Source organism: Nocardia noduli (assembly GCF_019038455.1).
Lineage (GTDB): Bacteria > Actinomycetota > Actinomycetes > Mycobacteriales > Mycobacteriaceae > Nocardia > Nocardia noduli.
The window spans coordinates 24,407-46,895 of sequence record NZ_JAFMPL010000039.1; the positions used below are offsets into that span (position 1 = coordinate 24,407).

The following is a 22,489-nucleotide window of genomic DNA, read 5'->3' on the forward strand; positions in this document are numbered from 1 at the left end:
GGCCGCCGCACCGTACGAGGCCAGGGCTCCCGACGCCACGCGACCGTGTGCTGTCACCACTCACGACCCCCACGACGCCGCTCATCGCAACTCCTCCGCATCCGGGCGATAGCCGAGATAGGCGTGCATGCGGCGGGAGAAGTGGTAGTAGACGACGAGCGGCTGACCACAACCGCCACAAGGGGTTTCACCGCCGATCGGCGCGTCGGTGACCGAGACCGACCGGCAGTGCGCGCAGAACAGCTCGCGCGGCCCGTCGGCGCGGCCGCCCGGACCCGCCGTGACGATCTCGGTATCGATCACCCCCGCCGCCCGCAGCGCGGCCCGGCACCGCGACAGCCCGGGGTCACCACCGAGCAGCGCGAACCGCCATCCGACCCGCGCCGATGTCAGCACTTCGATCAATGCCTCGGCCCCGGCGCTCGCGTCGAGCGCGATCATCGGGATCGGCGCGAGCCGGTCGGCGAATTCGGCGGCGGCAGTGCCGGACTCGCCGTCGGTCGTGACCACGACGTAGAGCGCCGCGTTCGTGTCGATCGGAAGGTCTGCCGCGGTCCGCGCCGTCGATCGCGGAACGTTCGCGCCGACCGGTAACACCACTTCGGAGGTGCTCATGGTCAGGGCGCGAACGAACGATGGCCGACGAAGAAGGCCAACGCGCGCGACGGCGTGGTGAAGCGGATGCGCGAACCCTTGGGGAAGAAGATCGCGTCCTTCGGACCCGCGATCTCGACCTGGCCGGTGTCCAGGTTCTCCAGCCGGAACTCGCCCTCGAGCACCACCTTCATCTCGTCGTAGGCGTAGAGGTAGTCCAGCGGCGCGTCGGTGTGTTCCAGTTCGAAATACCCCGACGACATCTCCGAACCGCCCGGGTTGGCGTACACGTCGTCGATGAATCCCCTGGTGCCCGGATATTCCTCGACCGGCATCTGCGGCAGGGATTTCCAGAAGTCCGAGGTCACCAGGAACGGGGCTACCTCGCTCGGCGCGGCGGAATCGGGTGCGGTCATGCGATCACTCCAAGAATCGTACTTGTGATGAAACAGAGAGTAACTAGAGGAAACACTTTTGTGGGTTACGCGCGCATTAATCCGCCGCCGATCCGAGACCGGAAGCAGGGGTCCCGCCGCCGGTCACCCGACCAAGAACACGCTGTCCGCGTCATCGAGCGCTGACAGCGACGTAACAGCGCCGTCACATCGCGCGTGTTTCATGAGAAATGACTTTGAATCACCTCATGAAACACCGCAGTGAGGACCGGAAGTGATCGAGACCCACAACTACGTGATCGTCGGCGGCGGACTGGAAGGGCTGGCCATCGCCTGGTCCCTGGCCGACCGGGGCGAAACCGATATCGTCGTCCTGGAACGCGGCACCCTCTGCTCCGGCATGACCGGCAAATCCAGCGGCGTCGTGCGCTGCCACTACGGATCGCCCTCGCTGGCGGCGATGGCCTGGTACGGCGTCGACATCTTCACGCGGGCCACCGAGATCTTCGGCGATGACATGGGTTTCCAGCAGTGCGGTTACGTCGTCGGGGTGGGCGAGGACAACCTCGGACCACTGCACGCCAATGTCGCGATGATGCGCGAACTCGATATCGACGTACAGCTCATCGACCACGACGCCATGGGTTCGCTGTGGCCGGGCATGCACCTCGACGATTTCGCCGCCTTCGCCTACGAACCGCTCGGCGGACGCGGCGAGGCCTACCTCGCGGGCATGGCCTTCGCCGCCTCGGCGCGGACGCTGGGCGTGCGGATCCGCCAGTCGACACCGGTGCGCGCGCTCCTGCGGCGATCCTCCGACGACGTCTACGGCGTCGCGCTGGCCGACGGGTCGGAAATCCACGCCGGAACCGTCATCCTCGCGGCGGGGCCGTGGACGCCCGCGCTGGCCGCCGGGGTCGGCGTCGATCTCGACATCAAGGCCCAGCGCGCCCAATTGGTCCTGGTCGATCAGGGTGAGCCGACACCGGTCGTCCCCGTCCTGTCGGATCTGGCCGGCCTGTCCTATCTCTGCCGCGAACCGAGCGGCGAAATGCTGTTCGGCAATTCCGATCACAGCGCACCGCAGTACATCGACCCCGACGACTACGTGAACCGCGCCGACGAGAGCACCGTCGACACCGCGATCCGCAAACTCGGACACCGACTACCCGAGATGCCCGATCCCCGCATCACCGGTTCCTACGTCGGCGCCTACGACGTCACCCCCGACTACAACCCGGTGATCGGCCCGGCCCCCGTCGACGGACTCTTCCTCGCGGCGGGATTCTCCGGCCACGGCTTCAAGATCTCACCGGCCGTCGGCAAACTCGTGGCGGATCTGGTCACCGACGGCAAAACCGAACTGCCGAACGTCGATCCGCACGATTTCCGATACTCGCGTTTCGCCGAGAACAACCCCCTCGTCAGCCTGCATCCCTATCTCGGCGCGGGCGAGATGCGATGACACCCCCGACCACTCCGTCCGCCGTTCGACCACCCCTGGAGCCCGCCATGGCCATCGACACCGCCGTACCCGAAACCACCACCGCCCCGCATGATCTCGCCGCCATGGCGAAGGCCACCGGAACTCGATACATCCTCGCGCTGTTCGTCACCCTGTCCGGAAAGCCGTGCGCCAAACTGGTGCCCGTCGAGGCGATCGACCAATTGGTCTCCGACGGAGCCGGTTTCGCCGGATACGCGGCGGGCACCATGGGTCAGCAGCCCAAGGATCCGGACTTGATCGCGGTGCCCGATCCGACCTCGTTCACCCCGATCCCGTTCGTCCGGCCCGGATTGGCGCTCGTGCACTGCGATCCGCACGTCGAGGGCAAACCGTGGCCGTTCGCTCCGCGCAACATCCTGGCGGGCATGCTGCGCAAATCGGCGGCCGCCGGGCTCACCGTCAATGTCGGGGCGGAGATCGAATACTTCCTGGTCAACCGCGATCCCGACGGTGCGATCCGCACCGCGGACGCCTCCGACACCAGCAGGCAGCCCTGTTACGACGCCCGCGACGTCACCAGGATGTACGACCACCTCACCGAGATCTCCTCGGCCATGAACAGCCTCGGCTGGGGCAACTACGCCAGCGATCACGAAGACGCCAACGGCCAGTTCGAACAGAACTTCGCCTACGCCGACGCCATGACCACCGCCGACCGGGTCATCACCGCGCGCTACCTGCTCTCGGTGATCGCCGAGAAACGCGGTATGCGAGCGACTTTCATGCCGAAACCCTTCGCCGACCGGACCGGTTCGGGAATGCACCTGCACCTGTCGCTGTGGAATTCCGCGGGCTCGGCCTTCCCCGACCCGGGCGACGCCCGAGGACTCGGACTCTCCCCCACCGCCTACTCCTTCATCGCGGGCATCCTCGAGCACGCGTGCGCCCTGCAAGCCGTGATCGCGCCGACGGTCAACTCCTACAAGCGAATCGGCGCGACATCGACCAGCAGCGGCGCCACCTGGTCACCGCGCTACGCCACCTACGGCGGGAACGACCGCACCCACTACCTGCGCGTCCCCGATCAGCACCGGGTGGAATTGCGCGGCGGTGACGGCTCGGCCAACCCCTATCTCGCCATCGCGGCCACCGTCGCCGCCGGACTCGACGGCATCGAACGCGCCCTCGATCCCGGCGCGCCCGGCAGCGCGCAACGGCGCGGCGACATGCTCCCGATGACGCTGCTGCACGCGATGGACGCCCTCGAAGCCGATCCGGTTCTCACCGGCGCGCTCGATACCGCGGGCCCCGGCGTCAGCGAGTACTTCACCCGCCTCAAGCGCGACGAGTTCTTCGCCTGGCACAACACGGTCTCCTCCTGGGAGATCGACCAGTACCTGACGGCATTCTGACCACCTCCCCTTTCCCGAAGGAGTTCCCATGTGCGGAATAGTCGGGCTGCACCTGCGCGATGCCGCGCTGTATCCGCAGCTCGGAGCCCTACTCACCGCTATGCTCGACCAACTCTGCGACCGCGGACCGGATTCGGCGGGCATGGCCGTCTACGGCGACCCGATCTGGTCGCCCGCCGGGGAGTCGACCGTCTCGCTGCTCGACGCCGATATCGCCACCGACGAACTCGGCGCGCTGCTCGACGCCGATCTCGCCGTCGAGGTGACCGTCATCGACCTGGCACCGACCACCGTGCTGCACGCACCCGTCGCCCCCGCCGATCTGGTCGCCGCCGCGCGCCGCAACGCGCCGAACGCGCGCGTCATCGGATTCGGCGAGGAACTGACCGTGGTCAAGGGCGTCGGCAATCCGACCGAACTCGCCCATCGTTTCGGTCTGCCCGCCGCCTCGGGCTGGCAGGGTGTCGCGCACACCAGGATGGCGACCGAATCCGCGGTGACCGCCGCCGGTTCGCACCCGTTCTCGGTGGGCCCGGACCAATGCCTGGTGCACAACGGGTCGTTCTCCAACCACATGAGCGTCAAACACGAATTGGAGCGGCACGGGGTGGTGTTCGACAGCGAGAACGACACCGAGGTCGGCGCGCGTTTCATCGCCGGGCAACTCGCCGACGGCGTCGACCTGGAGAAAGCGCTGCTGCTGCTCAACGAACGGTTCGACGGCTTCTACACCCTGCTCGTGGCCAACAAGGAATCCTTCGCGGTGGTCCGCGACCCGATCGCGTGCAAACCCGCCGTCATCGCCGAAACCCCGCGCTGGGTCGCGATGGCCTCGGAATACCGCGCGCTGGCGAATCTGCCCGGTGTGGCCGACGCCCGAATCTTCGAACCCGAACCGGAAGAGGTGTACGTATGGCACCGGCAGTGACCACCGTGGAAACCGTCCTTCTCGATCTGCGCGAACACAGTGTCCGCGAGGTCAACGCGCTGCTGCACGCCCCCGACGCGCCTCGGCGGGTGACGCTCACCGAGCCGCGCGGCGCGCACGCGCTCGCCTGCGGCCTCGATGACGACCTCGAGGTCGTCATCGAAGGGCACGTCGGCTACTACTGCGCGGGCATGAACCAGCGCGCCGAGGTGACCGTGCGGGGTAATGCCGGGGTCGGCGTCGCGGAGAACATGATGTCGGGCACGGTGCGCATCACAGGGGATGCCTCGCAGTCGGCCGGTGCCACCGCGCACGGCGGACTGCTGGTCGTGGAAGGCAATGCCGCGGCGCGCTGCGGTATTTCGATGAAGGGCGTCGATATCGTCGTCGGGGGCGATATCGGGCATATGAGCGCCTTCATGGGACAGGCGGGTCGACTGGTGGTCTGCGGCGATGCCGGTGAGGCGCTGGGCGATTCGCTCTACGAGGCGCGGATCTACGTGCGCGGCACCGTCGCCTCCCTCGGCGCGGACTGCGTCGCCAAACCCATGCTGGCCGAACATCTCGCCGAACTCGCCCAACTGCTGTCCGATGCCGGATTCGACGCCGACCCCGCCGATTTCACCCGCTACGGCTCGGCCCGCGAACTCTACAACTTCCACGTCGACAACGTCGGCGCCTACTAGGAGGCCACCGTGCACACCACCGATCCCGTGCTCCGCGAATCGGCGACCTTCCCGCGCGGTGTCATCGCCGAGATCCAGCGCGCCGCCGAGACAGGTATCTACGACATCCGCGGCTGGGGCGCCAAACGCGCGCTCCCGCATTTCGACGATCTGCTCTTCCTCGGCGCGTCGATGTCGCGGTATCCCCTGGAGGGTTACCGGGAACGTTGCGACACCGACGTGGTTCTCGGCGATCGGCACGCGAAATTCCCGCTGCGCCTCGATATCCCGATCACCATCGCCGGAATGAGTTTCGGCGCGCTGTCCGGGCAGGCCAAGGAGGCGCTCGGACGTGGCGCGAGCGAGGTCGGCACCTCGACGACCACCGGTGACGGCGGGATGACCACCGAGGAGCGCGGTCAGTCCAAACATCTTGTCTACCAATATCTTCCGTCGCGTTACGGCATGAATCCGGACGACCTGCGCAAGGCCGACGCGATCGAGATCGTGCTCGGGCAGGGCGCGAAACCCGGCGGCGGCGGCATGCTGCTCGGACAGAAGATCACCGAGCGGGTGGCGCGGATGCGCACCCTGCCGCAGGGCGTCGACCAGCGCTCGGCGTGCAGGCATCCGGACTGGACCGGGCCGGACGATCTCGCGATCAAGATCATCGAACTGCGCGAGATCACCGACTGGGAGAAGCCGATCTACATCAAGGTCGGCGCGACCCGCACCTACTACGACGTCAAACTGGCCGTCAAGGCGGGCGCCGACGTCGTGGTCGTCGACGGTATGCAGGGCGGGACGGCGGCGACGCAGGACGTCTTCATCGAACACGTCGGCATCCCCACCCTGGCCGCCATCCCGCAGGCCGTGCAGGCCTTGCAGGAACTCGGCGTGCACCGCAAGGTGCAACTGATCGTCTCCGGCGGTATCCGCAGCGGCGCCGACGTGGCCAAGGCCATGGCGCTCGGCGCGGACGCGGTCGCCATCGGCACCGCCGCCCTGATCGCGCTCGGCGACAACAGCCCCCGCTACGCCGAGCAGTACGCGGCGCTCGGTTCGGCCGCCGGGTTCTACGACGATTTCCAGGAAGGCCGCGACCCGGCCGGTATCACCACCCAGGACCCGGAACTGGCGCGCAACCTGGATCCGGTCGCGGCCGGACGGCGGCTGGCGAACTACCTGCGGGTGCTCACCATGGAAGCCCAGACCCTGGCCCGCGCCTGCGGGAAATCGCATCTGCGCAATCTCGAACCGGAGGATCTGGTCGCGCTCACGGTCGAGGCGTCGGCCATGGCCAGGGTGCCGCTGGCCGGAACGAACTGGATCCCCGGACGCTACTGAACCGCCCGCACCTTCACACCAGTCAGGACACCGCATGACCTTCGACGCCCTGTGGGATTCGATCCTCGACGTCGGCCGCGAGCCCAGCACCGGCGGCTACCGCCGATTCGCCTGGAACGACGCCGATCTGACACTGCGCGAATGGTTCACCGGTTGCGCCGAACAGCGCGGCATGTCCGTCGAGGAGGACCGCAACGGCAACCTGTGGGCCTGGTGGCTGCCGCCGGGCTGGTCGGGAGATCCGAAGGACGCCTTCGTCACCGGGTCGCACCTGGATTCGGTGCCCGACGGCGGCGCCTACGACGGGCCGCTCGGGGTGGTGTCCGCGTTCGCCGCGGTCGACGAGGTGCGGGCGCGCGGCATCGTCCCGAATCGACCGGTCGCGGTCGCGGCCTTCTCCGACGAGGAGGGGGCGCGTTTCGGAGTCGCCTGTGTCGGATCGCAACTCAGCACCGGCGCACTGAAACCCGAACGCGCGCTGGCACTACGGGACGCGGACGGTATCCCACTCGGCGAAGCGCTGGAGAAGGCCGGACGCGATCCCCGGCATCTCGGCATCGATCCCACGCTGACCGACCGCGTCGGCGTCTACGTCGAACTGCACGTCGAACAGGGCCGGGCCCTGGACCTCGTCGACAAGCCGCTGGCCGTCGCCTCGTCCATCTGGCCGCACGGCCGCTGGCTGTTCACCTTCACCGGTGAGGCCAACCACGCCGGGGCGACCCGGCTGGTCGACCGCCGCGATCCGATGCTCGCCTACGCCTCGTCGGTGCACACCGCCCGTCAGGCAGCCGAATTACACGAAGCGGTAGCCACTTTCGGCAAGATCCGGGTACTCCCCAACGGGGCCAACGCGATTCCCTCCGAGGTACTCGCCTGGCTCGACGCCCGCGCCGCCGACGAGGACACCCTGACCGGACTCGTCGAACGGATCAGCGGCGAAGCGCTCGAGCATGCGGCCTGTGACGGGGTAGAACTGCGGATCGAAGCCGAATCCATCGCCCCGATAGTGGAATTCCCGCCCGGACCCCGGGACCGCATCGCCCGCGCGCTCGGCCATCTCGGCGACATCCCGGTCCTCCCGACCGCCGCGGGTCACGACGCCGGAATCCTGTCGGCCGTGGTGCCCACCGCGATGCTTTTCGTCCGCAACCCGACCGGCGTCTCCCATTCCCCAGCCGAATTCGCACTGCCGGACGACTGCCGCGCGGGAGCCCTCGCACTGGCCGATGTGATGGCGGAATGGGTCACCGCCGACGCCGACGCCTGACGGCGGAAACCCCGGTCACGGGCGGCCCGGTCAAACTTCGGGAAAACCGTCGAGCACCGCGCGCGATTTCGACAGCCCGAGCCGGGTGGCGCCCGCGGCGATCAACTCCGCGGCCGCCTCGGCGGTGCGGATACCACCGCTGGCCTTGACCCCGAGCCGTCCGCCGACCGTCTCCGCCATGAGCCGGACCGCGTGCGCGCTCGCGCCGCCCGCCGGGTGGAAACCGGTGGAAGTCTTGACGAAATCGGCGCCCGCGCGCTCGGCCGCCCGGCAGACCTGCACGATCGCCTCGTCGGTCAGCGCCGCCGATTCGATGATCACCTTGAGCACAGCGCGATCGGCGACCGCCTCGCGGACGGTCACGATATCGGACAGCACCGCGGAGTAGTCCCCGGCGACGGCCGCGCCGACGTCGATCACCATGTCGACCTCGGCCGCGCCCTGATCCACCGCGAGCCGGGCCTCGGCCCCCTTCACCAGCGAATGATGTTTCCCGGAAGGGAAACCGGCGACAGTGGCGATCACCACACCGGGCGCGCGCACCGGCAGCATGGACGGTGAGACGCAGATCGCGTACACCCCGAGGGCGCGCGCCTCCGCGACCAGCGCTTCGACGTCGGCGGCCGTCGCCTCGGGGGCGAGTAGCGTGTGATCGATGAGGTCCGCCACGTCGGCTCTGGTCAGTGGCACGGAGTCTGACATGAGGGTGAGTCTGGCACATCGGGAGCGAATTCCATTGCGTGCCTCCATCACTTCCCGCACACTCGTAGACGTCGGCGCGCGACGGGCATCGAAGGGCCCGACCTCGCCGGATGGTGTACGCGGATGGTTCGCAGTCGTTCGGGAGGAGACATCGTGCTGATCCGTCGCGAACGCTCCGACGACACCACCGCCATCGCCGCGGTGCACCGCAGCGCGTTCGCCCCGCGCCGCGCAACCGCCGATACCGCCACCATCGATGCACCGGCCGACGATCCCGACCCACCCGAAGTCGACCTGGTCGAACGGCTACGCGGCGACGCGGGCTGGATCCCGACCCTGTCCCTCGTCGCGGTGGAATTCGACGTCGTCATCGGCCACGTCTGCCTGACCCGCGCCTCGGTCGGCCCGTACCCCGCCCTCGGCCTCGGCCCGATCGGCGTTCTCGCCGACCACCAGGGCTCCGGCGTCGGCTCCGCCCTCATGCACGCTGCCCTCGGCGCGGCCGACGCGCTGGACGAACCCCTGGTAGCCCTGCTCGGCAGCCTCGACTACTACCCCCGCTTCGGCTTCGTCCCCGGCGGCCGCGTCGGCATCCACCCCGACGACCCGTCGTGGACCACCCACTTCCAGGTCCGCCCCCTCACCGCCTACGAACCCCGCATCACCGGCGAATTCCGTTACGCCGAACCGTTCTACGAGACGTCTCAGTTCTCGTCGTAGATCTCCCAGAATCGAGAACGCAAGCGGTATCGGGTTCCCTCGTCCAGGTCGTACTGCTGCAACGCGTCGGAAGCGTCGAGCAGCAGGGCGACGTCGATCTCGCGGGGTATCTGCGGCCGGGCACTTCGGAGCGCCAGTTTGTCGGCTGCGGTAGCGCTTTTCCGAAATGACGCGAGAACTCTCTTCACGACCTCGTCGATCTGCTCTTCATCGGTACGCTCGTCGTCTCCGTACCCGGTGAGGACCCGGGATGGCAACCCGGACGAACTGCTGTAGGCCAGCACACTCGACGGGGGCCGAGGAGCCGGGCCCTGCGCACAGCCCGCAACGTCGAGCGGGGTACGTACGGCCGACCGTGCCGTCGCGGGTGTGGGCAGAGGTCGAGTCGTCACGGCCGTCGGTTTGGGAGCGACGGGTTCCGAAGCGGCGGGTTCCGCCTCCGGTTTGCGATTCATGACCGCCGCGTCCACCGCCGCGCCGTCGATATTGTCGAGTTCATCGGCGGCCCGGATCAGGTGTCTGGCGACACCGTGCGATTTGCCGCTGACAGCGGGCACAGCGAGCAGGACGACCTGCACTCCATGAACCTGGGCCTCTTCGACCGCCTCGGTGAGGTCGTCGTCGCCCGATACGAGAAAGAACACATCGGACGCCCCGTTGCGCGCATGGGCAACGAGGTCGAGCCCGATACGAAGATCGACACCTTTCTGCTCGCCGTTGACGCCGAACCGGCCGAGCCGAAGTTTGACCTTGGGGAGCTCGCCGATGCGCTCCTGCTGCGCGTCAGGCACTCCGTTGCGGGCGGAGTCGTACCAGTGCACACGCAGCACCGGGAGATTCGACCAGGCTTCAGCGGCATCTACCAGCGATCGGATCAGCATGGCGTAATCGACGTAGATACCGCTGCGTAGCGATGTGCCGGTTACGCGTGTCGCGGCGGAAGCGAGAAGATACCCGGTGTCGATGTAGAGCGAGCAAGTCGACCGCATAGGCCAACTATGGCATGCGTGGTGGCCGGTCACGGGCACATCGACGGGGTTCACGCACCGGGTTCGATCCAAACCGCGAGGTGGGTTTTCTCGGCCTGCGGCGTCGCAAGTCCCAGCCGACCCGCCAGACCGATAGAAGTGCCGTGTACATAGCATCAGCTCATGAGTTCCGCTCCGTACGACCGCCGCTACGTGCTGACTCTGGGCTGTCCGGACCGTCCCGGCATCATCGCCCGGATCACGTCGTTCATCGCCGAGTTCGGCGGGTCCATCGTCGAGGCGGGGTATCACTCCGATGCGGAGACGGGCTGGTTCTTCACCCGCCAGGCGATCGCGGCGTCGACGGTGCCGTTCGAATTGGACGAATTGCGCGACCGTTTCTCCGGGGTCGCGGCGGATCTGGGGCCGGAGACGGAGTGGCGGGTGCACGATTCGGGGGCACGCGGGCGCGCGGTGCTGCTGGTCAGCCGGGACGGGCATTGCCTGCACGATCTGCTCGGCCGAGCGGCCAGCGGTGAACTCCCGGCGACGATCGAGGCGGTGATCGGCAACCATCCCGATCTGGCCACCATGACCGAGGCGCACGGGGTGAAATTCCACTACGTGCCGTTCCCCAAGGATCCGGCCGCGCGTGGTCCCGCGTTCGACGAGGTCAAGGCACTGGTCGACGCGCACGACCCGCACGCGGTGGTGCTGGCGCGGTTCATGCAGGTGCTGCCGGCGGATCTGTGTGAACACTGGGCGGGCCGGGCGATCAATATCCACCACAGCTTCCTGCCGTCGTTCGTCGGCGCGCGCCCGTACCACCAGGCCTTCGTGCGCGGCGTGAAGCTCATCGGCGCGACCTGCCACTACGTGACGGCCGAACTGGACGCGGGACCGATCATCGAACAGGACGTCAGCCGCATCGATCACGCCGACGATGTGCGCGACATGGTCCGTCAGGGCCGCGACATCGAACGGGTGGTGCTGGCACGCGGCCTGCGCTGGCATCTGGAGGGCCGCGTGCTCGTACACGGCCGCCGGACCGTGGTGTTCTCCTGAGAAACCGGTAGGCCCGGTTTTCAGCCCGCGGCTTCCACGGACTCCTCGTCGGACGCGACGGCGTCGAGGACCCGAGCCAGTTCTTCGTTGAACCGTTCGAACATCTCGACATTGCCGAGGTGGCCGGTGGCGAGCACCTCGTGACGCACGAAGCTGCCGACCTCGGTCAGCATCGCGGCGATGCGCTCGGCGTGGACCGGCGGGGTCATGAAATCGTCGGATCCGGACAGGATGGTGGTGGGGACCACCAGATTCCTCGCCGACTCGCCGAGATCCATCTCCGCGAGCAGCAATCCGAAGCGCGCCCGCACCGAGGCCCGGCACGAGCGGACGATGGCCATGCTGTAGTCGATCAGGTCGCGACGTGCCGCCAGGCTCATGATCTGGCGGGCGAAAAGCCATTTCACCGGGGGCAGCGGCGGGAAGACGATCGGCATGCCCAACCCGTACCTGCCCAGGAGCAGCGGCAGCGCGATTTTCCGGCGAAGACGTACCCGCGGGCGGTTGAAGAACGGGACGACGAAGGTTTCCCCGACCAGTAATCCCGGCGCGGTATTCGTCAGCAGCACCGCACCGGCGCGCTGGGCCACCTGTTCCGGATAGCGGCCCGCCCAGGCCTGGAGGGTCATGCCGCCGAGGCTGTGGCCGACGAGTACGGCGCGTTCACCCCGGGCGAGGGTGGCGTCCAGGACCGCGACCAGGTCGTCGGCGAGCAGATCCATGGTCAGGTCCGCGGTGCCGAGCTCGCTCTCGCCGTGTCCGCGCTGGTCGTAGGCGATGACGCGGTATTCGTCGGCGAAGGCGTTGATCTGGGCGTTCCAGTATTCGATCGCGCAGGTCCAGCCGTGCACGAGCACGATCGCGGGCGCGTCGGCTGGTCCGTAGACGTGGACGCGCAGTCGCGCGCCGTCGACGGCGGTCACGGTGTGGACGTCACGCGGCGCGGTCGGCGGGTTGACGGCGGCAATCGCATAGGTGCGCGACCTCAGGTCGGCACGGTGTACGTCGAGCAGCCCCCGGACTTTCCCCGGCAGGTCCACCTTCTCGAGCGGCAAGGCGCGCATCGGACACTCCTTTGTGTTACTGCCCGATACAGTAACCCCGATTCACGCCTGCCCGCCAGTCCGCGCCCCCGGATCACGCGCCGCCACCGCCCCACCGGCACGGAAACCCTCCGGATACGACAAAGGCCGAGTCCGGGTGTTCCCGGAACTCGGCCTGTGTTCACATATCGCCCCGCGCGGGGGCTTTATCGGCTTCCTACCAGCGGGGACCGCGCTGGATCTCGTCCACCTTCGGCCGGACATCGGCCAGATAGACGCCCGTCGCGATGATCGCGATGAACGACAGCAGACCCAATCCGGCGGGGAAGAGCAGCAGGAGCAGCAGCGCCACGCCGAGGATCGCGAGCCAGATCGTCTTGGTCTGCTTGTCCACGGCGGTGAACGCGTCCGGCCGTTGGCGCACGGCGTGAATCAACGCGAAGATCGTCGCCCCCAGCGCCGCGAGCCAGAGCACGAGCATGATGAGTCCGGTCAACCCGTTCACGGTGTTCACATCACCCATCATACGAGCGCGGCCCCCGCACACCGAGGTGTACGGGGGCCGCGCCCGGCTGGACGAAAGCTCAGACGGTCTTCGGCGCGGCGGCCTTCTTGGAGGCGGCCTTCTTCGCCGGAGCCTTCTTCGGCGGCGCGGGCTCGGCCGGGAAGAGTTCCTCGGCCGGCTCGGCCTCGGTGGAGATGGCGACGATCTCGGCCTCGACGACCGCGTCCGCGACCGGCTCGGGAACCGGCGCGACCGCGGGCTCGGCGACCTCGGCATCATCCTTGGCCGGACGGCCGAGCAGGCCGTTCACCCGGTCGAGGACGTCCTCGGCACGCACGGCCGCGTCCTTGTAGAGACCTTCGACGCGCTCGATCTGATCCTCGACGAGGTGGTTGGCACGCAACCGGTCGACGGTTTCCTCACCGCGGACGGCGAGATCGGCGTAGACGTCGAGCACCTGGCGGTAGTACTTCTCGGCGAGGGTGCGCAGTTCCTCGGGGGTGAACTTCTCACGCAGTTCGGCGAGATCCTCGGGCAGTTCGGAGGGCAGCCCGGACAGCCGCTCGCGCAGCGTCTCGAACTGGGCCTGGACATCGGCGGGCACATTGGCGAAGCGCTCGCGCGCCTCCTCCACCCGGCCGCTGACATCGGTCGTGGTCGCGCGTTCGCGCACCTGGGTGACGACATCGAGCGCGCGAGCGTAGACGGCGTCCCCGGCGCCGACCGCGGCGAACAGGGGCTTGGTGACGGTGGCGTTCTTTTCGGTCATTCTTCGTTCTCCTGGCGTGGCGGAGTGTCGGTTGTCGTGCGCGGAACGTCGCTGTCCCACTCCCCCCCGGGCTCGTTCCCTCCGTTTTCGCGGCGAAACGACTCGTATATCTCCAGCAGTACTTGCTTCTGCCGTTCGCTGACCGACGTATCGGCGAGCAGGGCATCCCGGACCGGGCTGTGCGGCCGCTGCTCCAAATAGCCGGCCTTGACGTACAACACCTCCGAGGACACCCGCAACGCCTTGGCGATCTGCGCGAGCACTTCGGCGGAGGGATTGCGCAATCCGCGCTCGATCTGGCTGAGATACGGATTGCTCACCCCCGCCAATGCGGCGAGCTGACGCAGCGAGACTTGCGCGGCTTCTCGCTGTGACCTGATGAAACCACCGATATCGTGCGCCGCGCTGGCAACACGCCCCCCTCGTTCTCCGACTTCGTCCGAATATCCTTGGCGATTGTCGGTGTACTCGGCGGAAACCTCGGGCTGGTCAGCCATCACTCACCTTCTGGCGGTTGTACGGGTTCAATACTAGGGCAGGGTGCTAGCTGTTGCAAGCAGCTTGCTAGCACTCTTTCAGCAAACATGTAGCGTTCTATGTCAGGGGCCGACATAAATACCACTACGTGGGGAAACGATGACCGGTCGCTAAACCGGACACCATTGTCGAGTTATTCAGCCGTGGAACAGCAACTGCGAAACCGAATAGATCGCCAGCCCGGCGAGCGAACCGACCACCGTTCCGTTGATACGAATGAATTGCAGATCACGCCCGACCTGCAATTCGATCTTCTTACTCGCCTCCTCGGCATCCCACTTGGCCACCGTATCGGTGACCAGGGTGGTGATCTCCGCAGCGTAGTTCCCCACGAGATACCGTGCGCCACGGTCGATCCAGTCGTCGACCTTGGTCCGCATATCGTCGTCGTCGCGAAGCCGTTCACCGAGTTGGCGCACGTTCTCTGCCACCTTGCGGCGCAGCGTACTGTTCGGATCGTCGGCCGACTCGAGAATCAGCCGCTTGGCCGCCCGCCATGTGGCCTCGGCCATACCGGTGATCTCCTCGCGGCCCATCACCTGGGCTTTGATCCGCTCGGCCTTCTTGATCATGGCGTCGTCGTATTGCAGATCGTGGGCGAATTCCTCCAGGAAACGGTTCGCCGCCAGCCGCACCTCGTGCTCCGGATTCGACCGCACCTTCCAGGTGAACTCCACGAGTTCGCGATAGATCTTTTCCGAAAGCAGGATATTCGCGAATTTCGGCGCCCATTGCGGCGCGTCACGCAGCACGATCCGGTCGAGTGTCTCCTGGCTGCCGAGCGCCCACTGGTGCGCTCGTTCGGCGAGCATATCCAGCAGCGCCAGCTGGCGATTGTCTGCTAGCAGCTCTGCTAGCACCCGGCCGATCGGCGGACCCCACAGCGGTTCGGCGATCCGCTTGACGATGGTGTTGTCGATGATCTGCTCGACGTCCTCGTCACGCAGCACCCCGACGACCGCGCGCAACAGCGTCGAACTCTCCTCGGCCACCCTGGCGGCATGCCCCGGATCCGCCATCCAGCGGCCGACCCGTAGCGAGACCTGCGCCGAGGCGACCTTGGCCGACACCACGTCGGGCGCCAGGAAGTTGGTCCCAACGAAACTGCCCAGGCTCGCGCCGAGCTGATCCTTCTTCTTACGGATGATCGCGGTGTGCGGGATCGGCAGGCCGAGCGGATGCCGGAACAGCGCCGTCACCGCGAACCAGTCCGCGAGTGCGCCGACCATGCCCGCCTCGGAGGCCGCGCGCAGATAGCCGACCCAGTCGCCGCCCTGACCTCGCGATTCGAGCCAACGGCAGAACAGATAGACCAGACTCGCGAAAACCAACAGTCCGGTGGCCAGCGCCTTCATCCGGAACAGATCCCGCCGCTTGCTCTCCTCGTCGACGAAGAAACCGTTCGGGCCTGCGGGGGTGGGCGCGGCGAGCGACGCGGCCGCGGGCCGTGCGCCCCTGCCGAGTTCGCGCCGGGACGTCGGGTGCTGCCCCGTCGCCGGCGCCGCTGTGTTGCCGGGAGCTTTCTCCATGCTGTCCATTCTGCTGTGCCGCGAGGATATGCCCGGATCGCGTGCTCGTCGCCGGGCCGCGCGAATGTGGTTCCTACCGCATCGGCGACCCAAACGCGACAGCGCGAGGTGGGCTGCACTTAAGCTGGAAGGACATCACCCGTCCACTAACGAGGGAGCCCACGCTGTCCACCGAAGACCTTGCGGCACGAATCGGCCCGGAGGCGGTAGCGGAGCGTGACCAGCTGGAACCCCGCGAGCACCGCGTCGCGAACACCGTCGACGTCGACGAACGACCGGCGGCGGTCCGCGGCGGCCGAACCGACGGCCGCAAACGGCGGTGGCGTCAGCACAAGATCGATCGTCGCGAGGAACTCGTCGACGGCACCCTCGCCGCGATTCGCAAGCGCGGCTCCAACGCGGGCATGGACGAGATCGCCGCCGAGATCGGCGTCTCCAAAACCGTCCTGTACCGGTACTTCTCCGATAAGAACGACCTGATCCGCGCGACCATGCAGCGCTTCATCGAGCTCACGCTGATGCCGAGGGTGTACGAGGCGATCAGCCTCGACGCCGCCGAATACCAGCTGGTCCGCTCGGCCATGGCGGCCTACGTCGGCACCGTCGACGAGGATCCCGAGGTCTACCGCTTCATCATGGGCAACGGGTCAGGGCAGTCCTCGCTGGCCGAATTCGAGAAGCTGTTCGCCGAGGTCGTCTCCACCGTGATCGTCGACAAGGGACGCGAACGCGGCGCGAAGACCGAGGGCGCGATGCTCTGGTCCTACGTGCTGGTCGGCGGTATCCAGCTGGCCACCCACTGGTGGACAACGGACAAGACGATGTCGCGCGAGGAAGTCATCGACTACCTGACCATGATGGCCTGGAGCGCCATCGAGGGCATGATGCGCGCGGGCGGCTCCCGGGAGATCTTCAACGCCCAGACCCACGTGCTTCCCGATCTGAACGCCGACGGAACCCTCGCCTGAGGCGTCCCGCTCTCCCGTGGTGCGCGGCATCGGCGCGCGAATGTGACGGCCGACTCGACGCCTCGGTGGCGTTGTTAGTCTGAAACCGTGCGGTGCCGCCCGGTGGGTCGGTACCGCCCGCAACGTGGTCTCGCACGCACGCGCCGGACCCGTCGCACCGACGCGGCACCAATGGAGGTACCCCGATGGCGAAGCAGGTTCCGACGTCTCGGCTTGCTCGTGGCACCAAACTGGGCGTCGTCGCCGCCGGTTCGGTGCTCCGGACCCAACGCACCAGGCTGACCATGCGTGGCAGGTCGGAGGCGGTGCGCGCGCGGATGGCGGAGGAATCCATGCTCCGCACCACCGAACAGGTGGTCATGGTGCTCGGCACCATGAAGGGCGTCGCCATGAAACTGGGCCAGATGATGTCGGTGCTCGATCTGGATCTGGTGCCCGAATCCCATCGCGAACGTTTCCAGAAGCGACTGGCCGTGCTGCGCAATGCCGCGCCGACGGTGTCGTTCGAATCCATGCGCCGGGTGATCGAGGAGGATTTCGACAAACCCCTCGACGAGATCTTCGCCGAATTCGAACCCGAGCCGATCGCCGCGGCGTCGATCGGGCAGGTCTACCGGGCCCGGCTGCACGACGGCCGGGTCGTCGCGGTGAAGGTCCAATATCCCGGCATCGACGCGGCCGTGCGCGCGGATCTCAAGAACCTCAACATGTTTCGCAAGGTCCTCCAGTCGGCGATGCCCTGGGTGACACCGGCCGTACTCGACGAACTACGGCTGAACATGGAGAGCGAACTCGATTACCACGCCGAGGCCGCCACCCAGTTGCAGATCGCCGAACTCTACGCGGGACATCCGTTCATCGCGGTGCCGCGCTCGCTGCCCGATCTGTCGACGACCAGGGTGCTGGTGAGCGAGTACCTGCCGGGCAAGGGTTTCGAGGAGATCCGGCAGTTGCCACGGGCCGAACGCGATCGGGTCGGCGAGATCATCTACCGGTTCTATGTCGGGTCGCTGTTCACCTTTCACGAGTTCTGCGGTGATCCGCATCCGGGCAACGTGCTGCTGGCCGAGGACGGCCGGGTCGGCTTCCTCGATTTCGGCCTGTTCAACCGGATGGACGCCGATCACGTGCGTTTCGAGAAGATCTGCCTGCGCGCGGCGGCGGAGGATCGCGCGGAAGATCTGCGGGAGTTGATGATCCAGCGCGGGGTCATCGACTCACCCGAGGAGATCGGCGCGGAGGAATGTCTCGAATACGTGCTGTCCGCCTCGGAATGGTGTCTGATCGACGAGGAACTGACCATCACCCCCGAACTGGCCAGCGGCGCTTTCCTGCTCGCGGTCGATCCGAGGGCGAGTGAATTCGCGGGGATGAAACAGCAGAATCTGCCGCCCGAGCACCTGTTCTCGCGACGGGCCGATTTCCTCACCTTCGGCATGCTCGGCCAGCTCGACGTCACCGCGAACTGGCACCGCATCGCGCGCGAATGGATCTACGACGAACCGCCGGTGACCGAACTCGGCACCACCCATCACCGATGGCTCGCCGAACAACGGGACGGCACGCGCGGCGTTCCCATCGAATCCTGAACGCGGCGAGCCCAATTCGACGAACGGAAGATATCTGATGGCAGACGATCGAGAATTCGACCTCATTCTATTCGGCGCGACCGGATTCGTCGGCACACTCACCGCGCGGTACCTGCTCGGTGCCGCGCCCGCCGACGCCCGCATCGCCCTGGCCGGGCGTTCGGTCGACAAATTGACTTCGGTCCGTACCGAACTCGGCCCCGTCGCCGCGAATTGGGCACTGGTGGTGGCAGATTCGACCGATCAGGGAGCGTTGAACGAATTGGCGGCGCGGACGAAGGTCGTCGTCACCACGGTCGGCCCGTACCTGCGCTACGGACTGCCCCTCGTCGCGGCGTGCGCCGAGGCGGGCACCCACTACGCCGACCTCACCGGTGAGCCGCTGTTCATCCGTGAAGCCATCGACGGCTATCACGACCGCGCGGTGGAAACCGGTGCGAAGATCGTGAATTCCTGCGGTTTCGACTCGGTTCCGTCCGATCTGAGCGTCTACCAGCTGTACCGCCGCTCGGTCGAGGACAACACCGGCGAACTCACCGACACCACGTTGATCGCGGCGTTCAAGGGCGGGGTCAGCGGCGGCACGATCGATTCCGGGCGGGCCATGATGGAGGCGGTCGCGGCCGACTCGTCCAAGGGCAAGGTGCTGGCACACCCGTATTCGCTGAGCCCGGACAAATCGATGGATCCCGATGTGGGCCGCCAATCCGATCAGGCGTGGCAGCGGGCGAGCGATATCGACCCGAGCCTGAACGGCTGGGTGAGCACCTTCGTGATGGCCTCGCACAACACCAAGATCGTGCGCCGCACCAACGGCCTGCTCGGCTGGGTCTACGGCAAGAACTTCCGCTACCGCGAGGTCATGAACGCGGGCAGATCCGCCGCCGCGCCACTGGTCGCCGCGGGGATCGCGGGCGGCGTGGTGGCCGCGATGGCCACGGGCGCGCTGCTGTCGCGGGTCTCGGCCGGACGCAAACTGCTCGACCGGGTGCTGCCCAAACCCGGCACCGGCCCCAGCGAGGAGGCAAGGGAAAGCGGGTGGTTCACCATGAAGACTTACGCGAGTACGACTTCCGGCGCGAAATATGTCGCGACCTTCGCCGCCCAGGGTGATCCCGGCTACCAGGCCACGGCGGTACTGCTCGGCGAGAGCGGGCTCTCGCTGGCCTTCGACACCGCCGAACAGCCCGAACTCGCGGGCATCCTCACCCCCGCCTCGGCCATGGGCGACGCGCTCACCGCCCGCCTGCGCGCGGCGGGCATGACCATCGGCGTCGAACGAGGCTGAGGTCACCCGTGAATCTGGCTCGACGCACCATGAACGCCCCCGCACTCGCCGCGGTGTACGAACGGGCCTGGCGCCCGACGCTGTTCTACCTCGCCAGCGGACGCACCACCTCGACCGACCGCCGCGACGCGGTCACCGCGCTACGGCTCGGCGGTGAGCAGAAGGTACTCGACATCGCCTGCGGGCCGGGCAATTTCACGCGATACCTGAGTGACCGGCTCACCGGTTCGGGCCGCGTGGTCGGGGTGGACTATTCCGAGCCGATGCTGGCCCGCGCGGTGGTCGACAACGCGGGCCCGCGCGTGGGCTATGTCCGTGGCGACGCGAGGCGCCTGCCTTTCGCCGACGGAACCTTCGACGCCGTGTGCTGTTTCGGCGCGCTCTACCTGATTCCCGATCCGCTCGCCGCCACCAGGGAGATGGTGCGCGTGCTCGCGCCGGGCGGGCGGATCGCCATCACCACCAGTCATCGCGGTGACACCCCGTTCGGTCACGCCAGTCGTATCGTCGGCGGCTGGAGTGGCCTGCGGGTTTTCGACAACGACACCTTCCCCGCGCTGTTCACCGAATTGGGGCTGGTCGACATCGACCAGCGGGTGCACCGCGTCCTGCAATACGTCAGCGCCGCCAGGCCCGCGTGAGGGGACTCAGACCTCGGCCAGTCTGCGCTTCTGCTCCTCGATATCGAATTTCGCCGCGGGCCAGTCCAGTTCGAGTGTCTCCAGCGCGGCGATGAGCAATTCGGTGACCGCCAGTCGCGCGAACCATTTGCGGTCGGCCGGAATCACGTGCCACGGCGCGTATTCGGTGGAGGTGCGATCCAGCATGACCTGGTACGCCTGCTGGTAGGCGGGCCAGAACGCGCGCTCGTCGATATCGGAGGGATTGAATTTCCAGTACTTGTCCGGCCGTTCCAGACGTTCGCTGAGCCGTTTCTTCTGCTCGTCGAGCGAGACGAACATCGCGACCTTCACCAGGGTCGTGCCCTCGTCGACCAGTTCCTTCTCGAAGGCGTTGATCTCGTCGTAGCGCGGTTGCCACACCTCGGGGGGAACGAGATCGTGCACCCGCACCACCAGTACGTCCTCGTAGTGGGAGCGATCGAAGACGCCGAGCTGGCCGCCGCCGGGCAATTCCTTGCGGATACGCCACAGGAAGTGGTGGTGCTTCTCCTTCTCGGTCGGCACGCCGAAGGCCGCGTGGTCGACGCCCTGCGGGTCGACCGAGCCGATCACATGCCGGACGATGCCGCCCTTGCCCGCGGTGTCCATTCCCTGCAACACCAGCAGCACGCTGCGTTTGTCACCGGATCGCCCGTTGGCGTACAGCTTTTCCTGGAGCCCCGAGAGCACGGTGGCGCGTTCGGCCAGGCAGGTGAGGCCCTCGGCCTTGGCTCCGTCGAATCCGGGGGTGCCCGAGGTGTCGAGATCGGCGATCCGCAGACCGTCGGATCTCAGAGCATCGACCGCCGGGAGGGACCAGTGCTTCGCCATACCCATGCCTACCACGGTTTTCAGCGGATCTGGGCGAGGCGGAGCAACTGGGCGGCGAATTCGTCGTCGGAGATCGGGGTGAGGATCAGGTCGTGCGAGGTGGTGAGCAGGTAGCGGCCGTCGCCGGTGAAATCCAGCCAGGTCCGATGCCTGGTCGGCGGGGACATCGGGTTGTCCGGTTCCACCGTGACGGTGATGAAACCCCGGCAGTCGACCGGCTTGCGCAGCGTGTTCCGGAAGCGGGTCGCACCGAGCTGTCCGTTGGCGGAGGCGGCGTCGGTATCCGGAGTCAACACCTGGGTGTGGGGTTCGCGCATCGCGCCCAGCGTGCCCGGCCTGCCGGGTCCGATGATCTGGACCAGCCGCTGACCCACTCCACGGGCGTGACACATCTGCACGACCACCCGGTCGGCGGTGGCGACGAGGATGCCCGCGTGATGGTGCACCACGGCCGCGAACGCGAGGATCCGATCCTCCTTCGCACCGGGGGGCGTCCCTTCCGGCTTGGCCCGCTCGCCGGAGATCGTGATGGTGGTGGCGTCGCCCCGGGCGCAGAGCATGAGCGCGGCGGACAGGTCGGGATCGGCCTGTTTGGCGAAACGCTGCGGCAGACGCAGTGCCGCGTACTCGGTTTCGGTGCGCGCGGTCGCGGCGGGCGCCATATTGATCGGATACGGCCGTCGGTCCAGGCTCGTCTCGCTCTCCCAGACATGCGTGAACTCGTCGGGGGTGAAAACCCATCTCACCGTGCGTCGCTCCCGCCGGTCGAGGCGGTCGAGCAGGGGAGGGTGTCGTCGGTGCCGTGCGGGAAATCCATCGTCGTCACCGCCGGGAATCGCCGGGGACGCTCATCGAGGCTCCAGATAGTCCGCGATCAGCCGCAGCGCCGCGTGATTGGCCGCCTCGGCGTCCGAAAGCCGCTGGCCCGCTGCCAGATACGCCGCTTTGAACAGCAGCGCGGTCTCCTGGAATGCCGTCAGGGTGTCGAGATACTGCTGCCCCTTCGCGGTGAAACCCTCCGCGAGCCCCTGCCCCGACGGCAGTGCGGGGAAACCGGACACGTCGGTGACGAGATATCCAGCGGCGACGGCCTTTTGCAGATCCGCGACCAGCCGATCACAGGCCGCGGCGAGTTTTCGCGCGACGTCCTCGGCGAGTTCGAACCGCGTATCGCCCGTCCCGGTGGCCGCCGCGTACAGACCGCGAGCCATCCCCTGCCCGGTATCGGGTACCGCCATCTGGGACATCCCCTCTG

At 67.3% G+C, this 22,489-nt stretch carries 24 protein-coding genes; 12 read left to right on the forward strand and 12 right to left on the reverse strand.

Annotation, left to right across the window (positions count from 1 at the left end; translation table 11 throughout):
- Nucleotides 1–81 precede the first annotated feature (81 nt).
- Both JZ792_RS21175 and JZ792_RS21180 read right to left on the reverse strand, forming a co-directional pair.
- Nucleotides 82–615, reverse strand: a complete 534-nt coding sequence (locus JZ792_RS21175) for a dimethylamine monooxygenase subunit DmmA family protein (RefSeq protein ID WP_216912557.1) — start codon at nt 613–615, stop codon at nt 82–84.
- 2 nt (nt 616–617) lie between these two features.
- On the reverse strand, nt 618–1,010 hold the full coding sequence (locus JZ792_RS21180; RefSeq protein ID WP_216912559.1) for a cupin domain-containing protein: 393 nt from the start codon (nt 1,008–1,010) through the stop codon (nt 618–620).
- A gap of 253 nt (nt 1,011–1,263) precedes the next feature.
- On the opposite strand from JZ792_RS21180, the gene JZ792_RS21185 reads away from it, so the two are divergent.
- Genes JZ792_RS21185 through JZ792_RS21210 form a run of 6 tightly spaced genes read left to right on the forward strand, consistent with a single transcriptional unit; the run spans nt 1,264 to nt 8,058 of the window.
- On the forward strand, nt 1,264–2,454 hold the full coding sequence (locus JZ792_RS21185; RefSeq protein ID WP_216912561.1) for an NAD(P)/FAD-dependent oxidoreductase: 1,191 nt from the start codon (nt 1,264–1,266) through the stop codon (nt 2,452–2,454).
- 47 nt (nt 2,455–2,501) lie between these two features.
- Nucleotides 2,502–3,848 (forward strand): type III glutamate--ammonia ligase, encoded by a 1,347-nt coding sequence (gene glnT / locus JZ792_RS21190; protein WP_216912563.1) that lies wholly within the window; start codon nt 2,502–2,504, stop codon nt 3,846–3,848.
- A gap of 28 nt (nt 3,849–3,876) precedes the next feature.
- Nucleotides 3,877–4,776 (forward strand): class II glutamine amidotransferase, encoded by a 900-nt coding sequence (locus JZ792_RS21195; protein ID WP_216912565.1) that lies wholly within the window; start codon nt 3,877–3,879, stop codon nt 4,774–4,776.
- Entirely contained in the window at nt 4,761–5,462 is a 702-nt protein-coding gene (locus JZ792_RS21200; protein WP_216912567.1) for a GltB/FmdC/FwdC-like GXGXG domain-containing protein, read from the forward strand. Before JZ792_RS21195 ends, JZ792_RS21200 begins: the two co-directional genes overlap by 16 nt.
- Before the next feature lie 9 nt (nt 5,463–5,471).
- On the forward strand, nt 5,472–6,788 hold the full coding sequence (locus tag JZ792_RS21205) for an FMN-binding glutamate synthase family protein (protein WP_216912569.1): 1,317 nt from the start codon (nt 5,472–5,474) through the stop codon (nt 6,786–6,788).
- A 34-nt stretch (nt 6,789–6,822) separates the two neighbouring features.
- The gene (locus JZ792_RS21210; protein WP_216912571.1) at nt 6,823–8,058 is read left to right on the forward strand and encodes an allantoate amidohydrolase; all 1,236 of its coding nucleotides are present in this window, start codon (nt 6,823–6,825) and stop codon (nt 8,056–8,058) included.
- Nucleotides 8,059–8,088: 30 nt separating this feature from the next.
- Here the strand turns inward: JZ792_RS21210 and deoC are convergent, their stop codons facing one another.
- Nucleotides 8,089–8,760 (reverse strand): deoxyribose-phosphate aldolase, encoded by a 672-nt coding sequence (gene deoC / locus JZ792_RS21215; RefSeq protein ID WP_216912573.1) that lies wholly within the window; start codon nt 8,758–8,760, stop codon nt 8,089–8,091.
- A gap of 153 nt (nt 8,761–8,913) precedes the next feature.
- Here deoC and JZ792_RS21220 point away from each other — a divergent pair, with 153 nt between their 5' ends.
- Complete coding sequence (locus JZ792_RS21220; RefSeq protein WP_216912575.1) at nt 8,914–9,480, forward strand: GNAT family N-acetyltransferase; 567 nt, start codon at nt 8,914–8,916, stop codon at nt 9,478–9,480.
- Here the strand turns inward: JZ792_RS21220 and JZ792_RS21225 are convergent.
- Nucleotides 9,465–10,469: an NYN domain-containing protein gene (locus tag JZ792_RS21225; RefSeq protein WP_216912577.1), complete on the reverse strand. Its 1,005-nt coding sequence runs from the start codon at nt 10,467–10,469 to the stop codon at nt 9,465–9,467. The two genes, JZ792_RS21220 and JZ792_RS21225, sit on opposite strands and share 16 nt — an antisense overlap.
- Before the next feature lie 162 nt (nt 10,470–10,631).
- Between JZ792_RS21225 and purU the strand changes: the two genes are divergently transcribed.
- Nucleotides 10,632–11,513 carry a formyltetrahydrofolate deformylase gene (gene purU / locus JZ792_RS21230; protein WP_216912579.1) on the forward strand — a complete coding sequence of 294 codons (882 nt, stop codon included), beginning with the start codon at nt 10,632–10,634 and terminating at the stop codon, nt 11,511–11,513.
- Nucleotides 11,514–11,533: 20 nt separating this feature from the next.
- Here the strand turns inward: purU and JZ792_RS21235 are convergent, their stop codons facing one another.
- The 5 genes from JZ792_RS21235 to JZ792_RS21255 form a co-directional block, all read right to left on the reverse strand.
- Nucleotides 11,534–12,577, reverse strand: coding sequence for an alpha/beta fold hydrolase (locus JZ792_RS21235; protein WP_216912581.1), 1,044 nt, complete (start codon nt 12,575–12,577; stop codon nt 11,534–11,536).
- Nucleotides 12,578–12,773: 196 nt separating this feature from the next.
- Nucleotides 12,774–13,079 carry a DUF2516 family protein gene (locus tag JZ792_RS21240; protein ID WP_109528911.1) on the reverse strand — a complete coding sequence of 102 codons (306 nt, stop codon included), beginning with the start codon at nt 13,077–13,079 and terminating at the stop codon, nt 12,774–12,776.
- 61 nt (nt 13,080–13,140) lie between these two features.
- The gene (locus tag JZ792_RS21245) at nt 13,141–13,830 is read right to left on the reverse strand and encodes a heparin-binding hemagglutinin (protein WP_216912583.1); all 690 of its coding nucleotides are present in this window, start codon (nt 13,828–13,830) and stop codon (nt 13,141–13,143) included.
- Entirely contained in the window at nt 13,827–14,327 is a 501-nt protein-coding gene (locus tag JZ792_RS21250; RefSeq protein ID WP_109528913.1) for a helix-turn-helix domain-containing protein, read from the reverse strand. Before JZ792_RS21250 ends, JZ792_RS21245 begins: the two co-directional genes overlap by 4 nt.
- Before the next feature lie 177 nt (nt 14,328–14,504).
- Entirely contained in the window at nt 14,505–15,722 is a 1,218-nt protein-coding gene (locus JZ792_RS21255) for a DUF445 domain-containing protein (RefSeq protein WP_216912613.1), read from the reverse strand.
- Nucleotides 15,723–16,231: 509 nt separating this feature from the next.
- On the opposite strand from JZ792_RS21255, the gene JZ792_RS21260 reads away from it, so the two are divergent.
- From JZ792_RS21260 to JZ792_RS21275, 4 genes are all read left to right on the forward strand, one after another.
- The gene (locus JZ792_RS21260; protein WP_405183430.1) at nt 16,232–16,864 is read left to right on the forward strand and encodes a TetR/AcrR family transcriptional regulator; all 633 of its coding nucleotides are present in this window, start codon (nt 16,232–16,234) and stop codon (nt 16,862–16,864) included.
- A gap of 185 nt (nt 16,865–17,049) precedes the next feature.
- Complete coding sequence (locus JZ792_RS21265; RefSeq protein WP_216912585.1) at nt 17,050–18,453, forward strand: ABC1 kinase family protein; 1,404 nt, start codon at nt 17,050–17,052, stop codon at nt 18,451–18,453.
- A 37-nt stretch (nt 18,454–18,490) separates the two neighbouring features.
- A complete protein-coding gene (locus JZ792_RS21270) occupies nt 18,491–19,741 on the forward strand; it encodes a saccharopine dehydrogenase family protein (RefSeq protein WP_308165384.1) in 1,251 nt (416 codons plus the stop codon).
- Nucleotides 19,742–19,749: 8 nt separating this feature from the next.
- The gene (locus JZ792_RS21275) at nt 19,750–20,382 is read left to right on the forward strand and encodes a class I SAM-dependent methyltransferase (RefSeq protein ID WP_216912587.1); all 633 of its coding nucleotides are present in this window, start codon (nt 19,750–19,752) and stop codon (nt 20,380–20,382) included.
- A 6-nt stretch (nt 20,383–20,388) separates the two neighbouring features.
- Here the strand turns inward: JZ792_RS21275 and JZ792_RS21280 are convergent, their stop codons facing one another.
- The 3 genes from JZ792_RS21280 to JZ792_RS21290 all read right to left on the reverse strand — a co-directional run bounded on the left by JZ792_RS21280 (nt 20,389) and on the right by JZ792_RS21290 (nt 22,472).
- A complete protein-coding gene (locus tag JZ792_RS21280) occupies nt 20,389–21,240 on the reverse strand; it encodes a polyphosphate kinase 2 family protein (protein WP_438804360.1) in 852 nt (283 codons plus the stop codon).
- Nucleotides 21,241–21,254: 14 nt separating this feature from the next.
- Nucleotides 21,255–21,980, reverse strand: a complete 726-nt coding sequence (locus tag JZ792_RS21285; RefSeq protein ID WP_216912589.1) for an ESX secretion-associated protein EspG — start codon at nt 21,978–21,980, stop codon at nt 21,255–21,257.
- A 102-nt stretch (nt 21,981–22,082) separates the two neighbouring features.
- Nucleotides 22,083–22,472 carry a hypothetical protein gene (locus tag JZ792_RS21290; RefSeq protein WP_216912591.1) on the reverse strand — a complete coding sequence of 130 codons (390 nt, stop codon included), beginning with the start codon at nt 22,470–22,472 and terminating at the stop codon, nt 22,083–22,085.
- Between the last annotated feature and the right edge of the window lie 17 nt (nt 22,473–22,489).

Bases quoted from the DNA above. Each gene is read 5' to 3' on its own strand.
- JZ792_RS21175 (WP_216912557.1), bottom strand. From the start codon at position 615: ATGAGCACCTCCGAAGTGGTGTTACCGGTCGGCGCGAACGTTCCGCGA.
- JZ792_RS21180 (WP_216912559.1), bottom strand. From the start codon at position 1,010: ATGACCGCACCCGATTCCGCCGCGCCGAGCGAGGTAGCCCCGTTCCTG.
- glnT (WP_216912563.1), top strand. From the start codon at position 2,502: ATGGCCATCGACACCGCCGTACCCGAAACCACCACCGCCCCGCATGAT.
- JZ792_RS21195 (WP_216912565.1), top strand. From the start codon at position 3,877: ATGTGCGGAATAGTCGGGCTGCACCTGCGCGATGCCGCGCTGTATCCG.
- JZ792_RS21200 (WP_216912567.1), top strand. From the start codon at position 4,761: ATGGCACCGGCAGTGACCACCGTGGAAACCGTCCTTCTCGATCTGCGC.
- JZ792_RS21210 (WP_216912571.1), top strand. From the start codon at position 6,823: ATGACCTTCGACGCCCTGTGGGATTCGATCCTCGACGTCGGCCGCGAG.
- deoC (WP_216912573.1), bottom strand. From the start codon at position 8,760: ATGTCAGACTCCGTGCCACTGACCAGAGCCGACGTGGCGGACCTCATC.
- JZ792_RS21225 (WP_216912577.1), bottom strand. From the start codon at position 10,469: ATGCGGTCGACTTGCTCGCTCTACATCGACACCGGGTATCTTCTCGCT.
- purU (WP_216912579.1), top strand. From the start codon at position 10,632: ATGAGTTCCGCTCCGTACGACCGCCGCTACGTGCTGACTCTGGGCTGT.
- JZ792_RS21235 (WP_216912581.1), bottom strand. From the start codon at position 12,577: ATGCGCGCCTTGCCGCTCGAGAAGGTGGACCTGCCGGGGAAAGTCCGG.
- JZ792_RS21240 (WP_109528911.1), bottom strand. From the start codon at position 13,079: ATGGGTGATGTGAACACCGTGAACGGGTTGACCGGACTCATCATGCTC.
- JZ792_RS21245 (WP_216912583.1), bottom strand. From the start codon at position 13,830: ATGACCGAAAAGAACGCCACCGTCACCAAGCCCCTGTTCGCCGCGGTC.
- JZ792_RS21250 (WP_109528913.1), bottom strand. From the start codon at position 14,327: ATGGCTGACCAGCCCGAGGTTTCCGCCGAGTACACCGACAATCGCCAA.
- JZ792_RS21255 (WP_216912613.1), bottom strand. From the start codon at position 15,722: ATGAAGGCGCTGGCCACCGGACTGTTGGTTTTCGCGAGTCTGGTCTAT.
- JZ792_RS21265 (WP_216912585.1), top strand. From the start codon at position 17,050: ATGGCGAAGCAGGTTCCGACGTCTCGGCTTGCTCGTGGCACCAAACTG.
- JZ792_RS21270 (WP_308165384.1), top strand. From the start codon at position 18,491: ATGGCAGACGATCGAGAATTCGACCTCATTCTATTCGGCGCGACCGGA.
- JZ792_RS21280 (WP_438804360.1), bottom strand. From the start codon at position 21,240: ATGGGTATGGCGAAGCACTGGTCCCTCCCGGCGGTCGATGCTCTGAGA.
- JZ792_RS21290 (WP_216912591.1), bottom strand. From the start codon at position 22,472: ATGGCGGTACCCGATACCGGGCAGGGGATGGCTCGCGGTCTGTACGCG.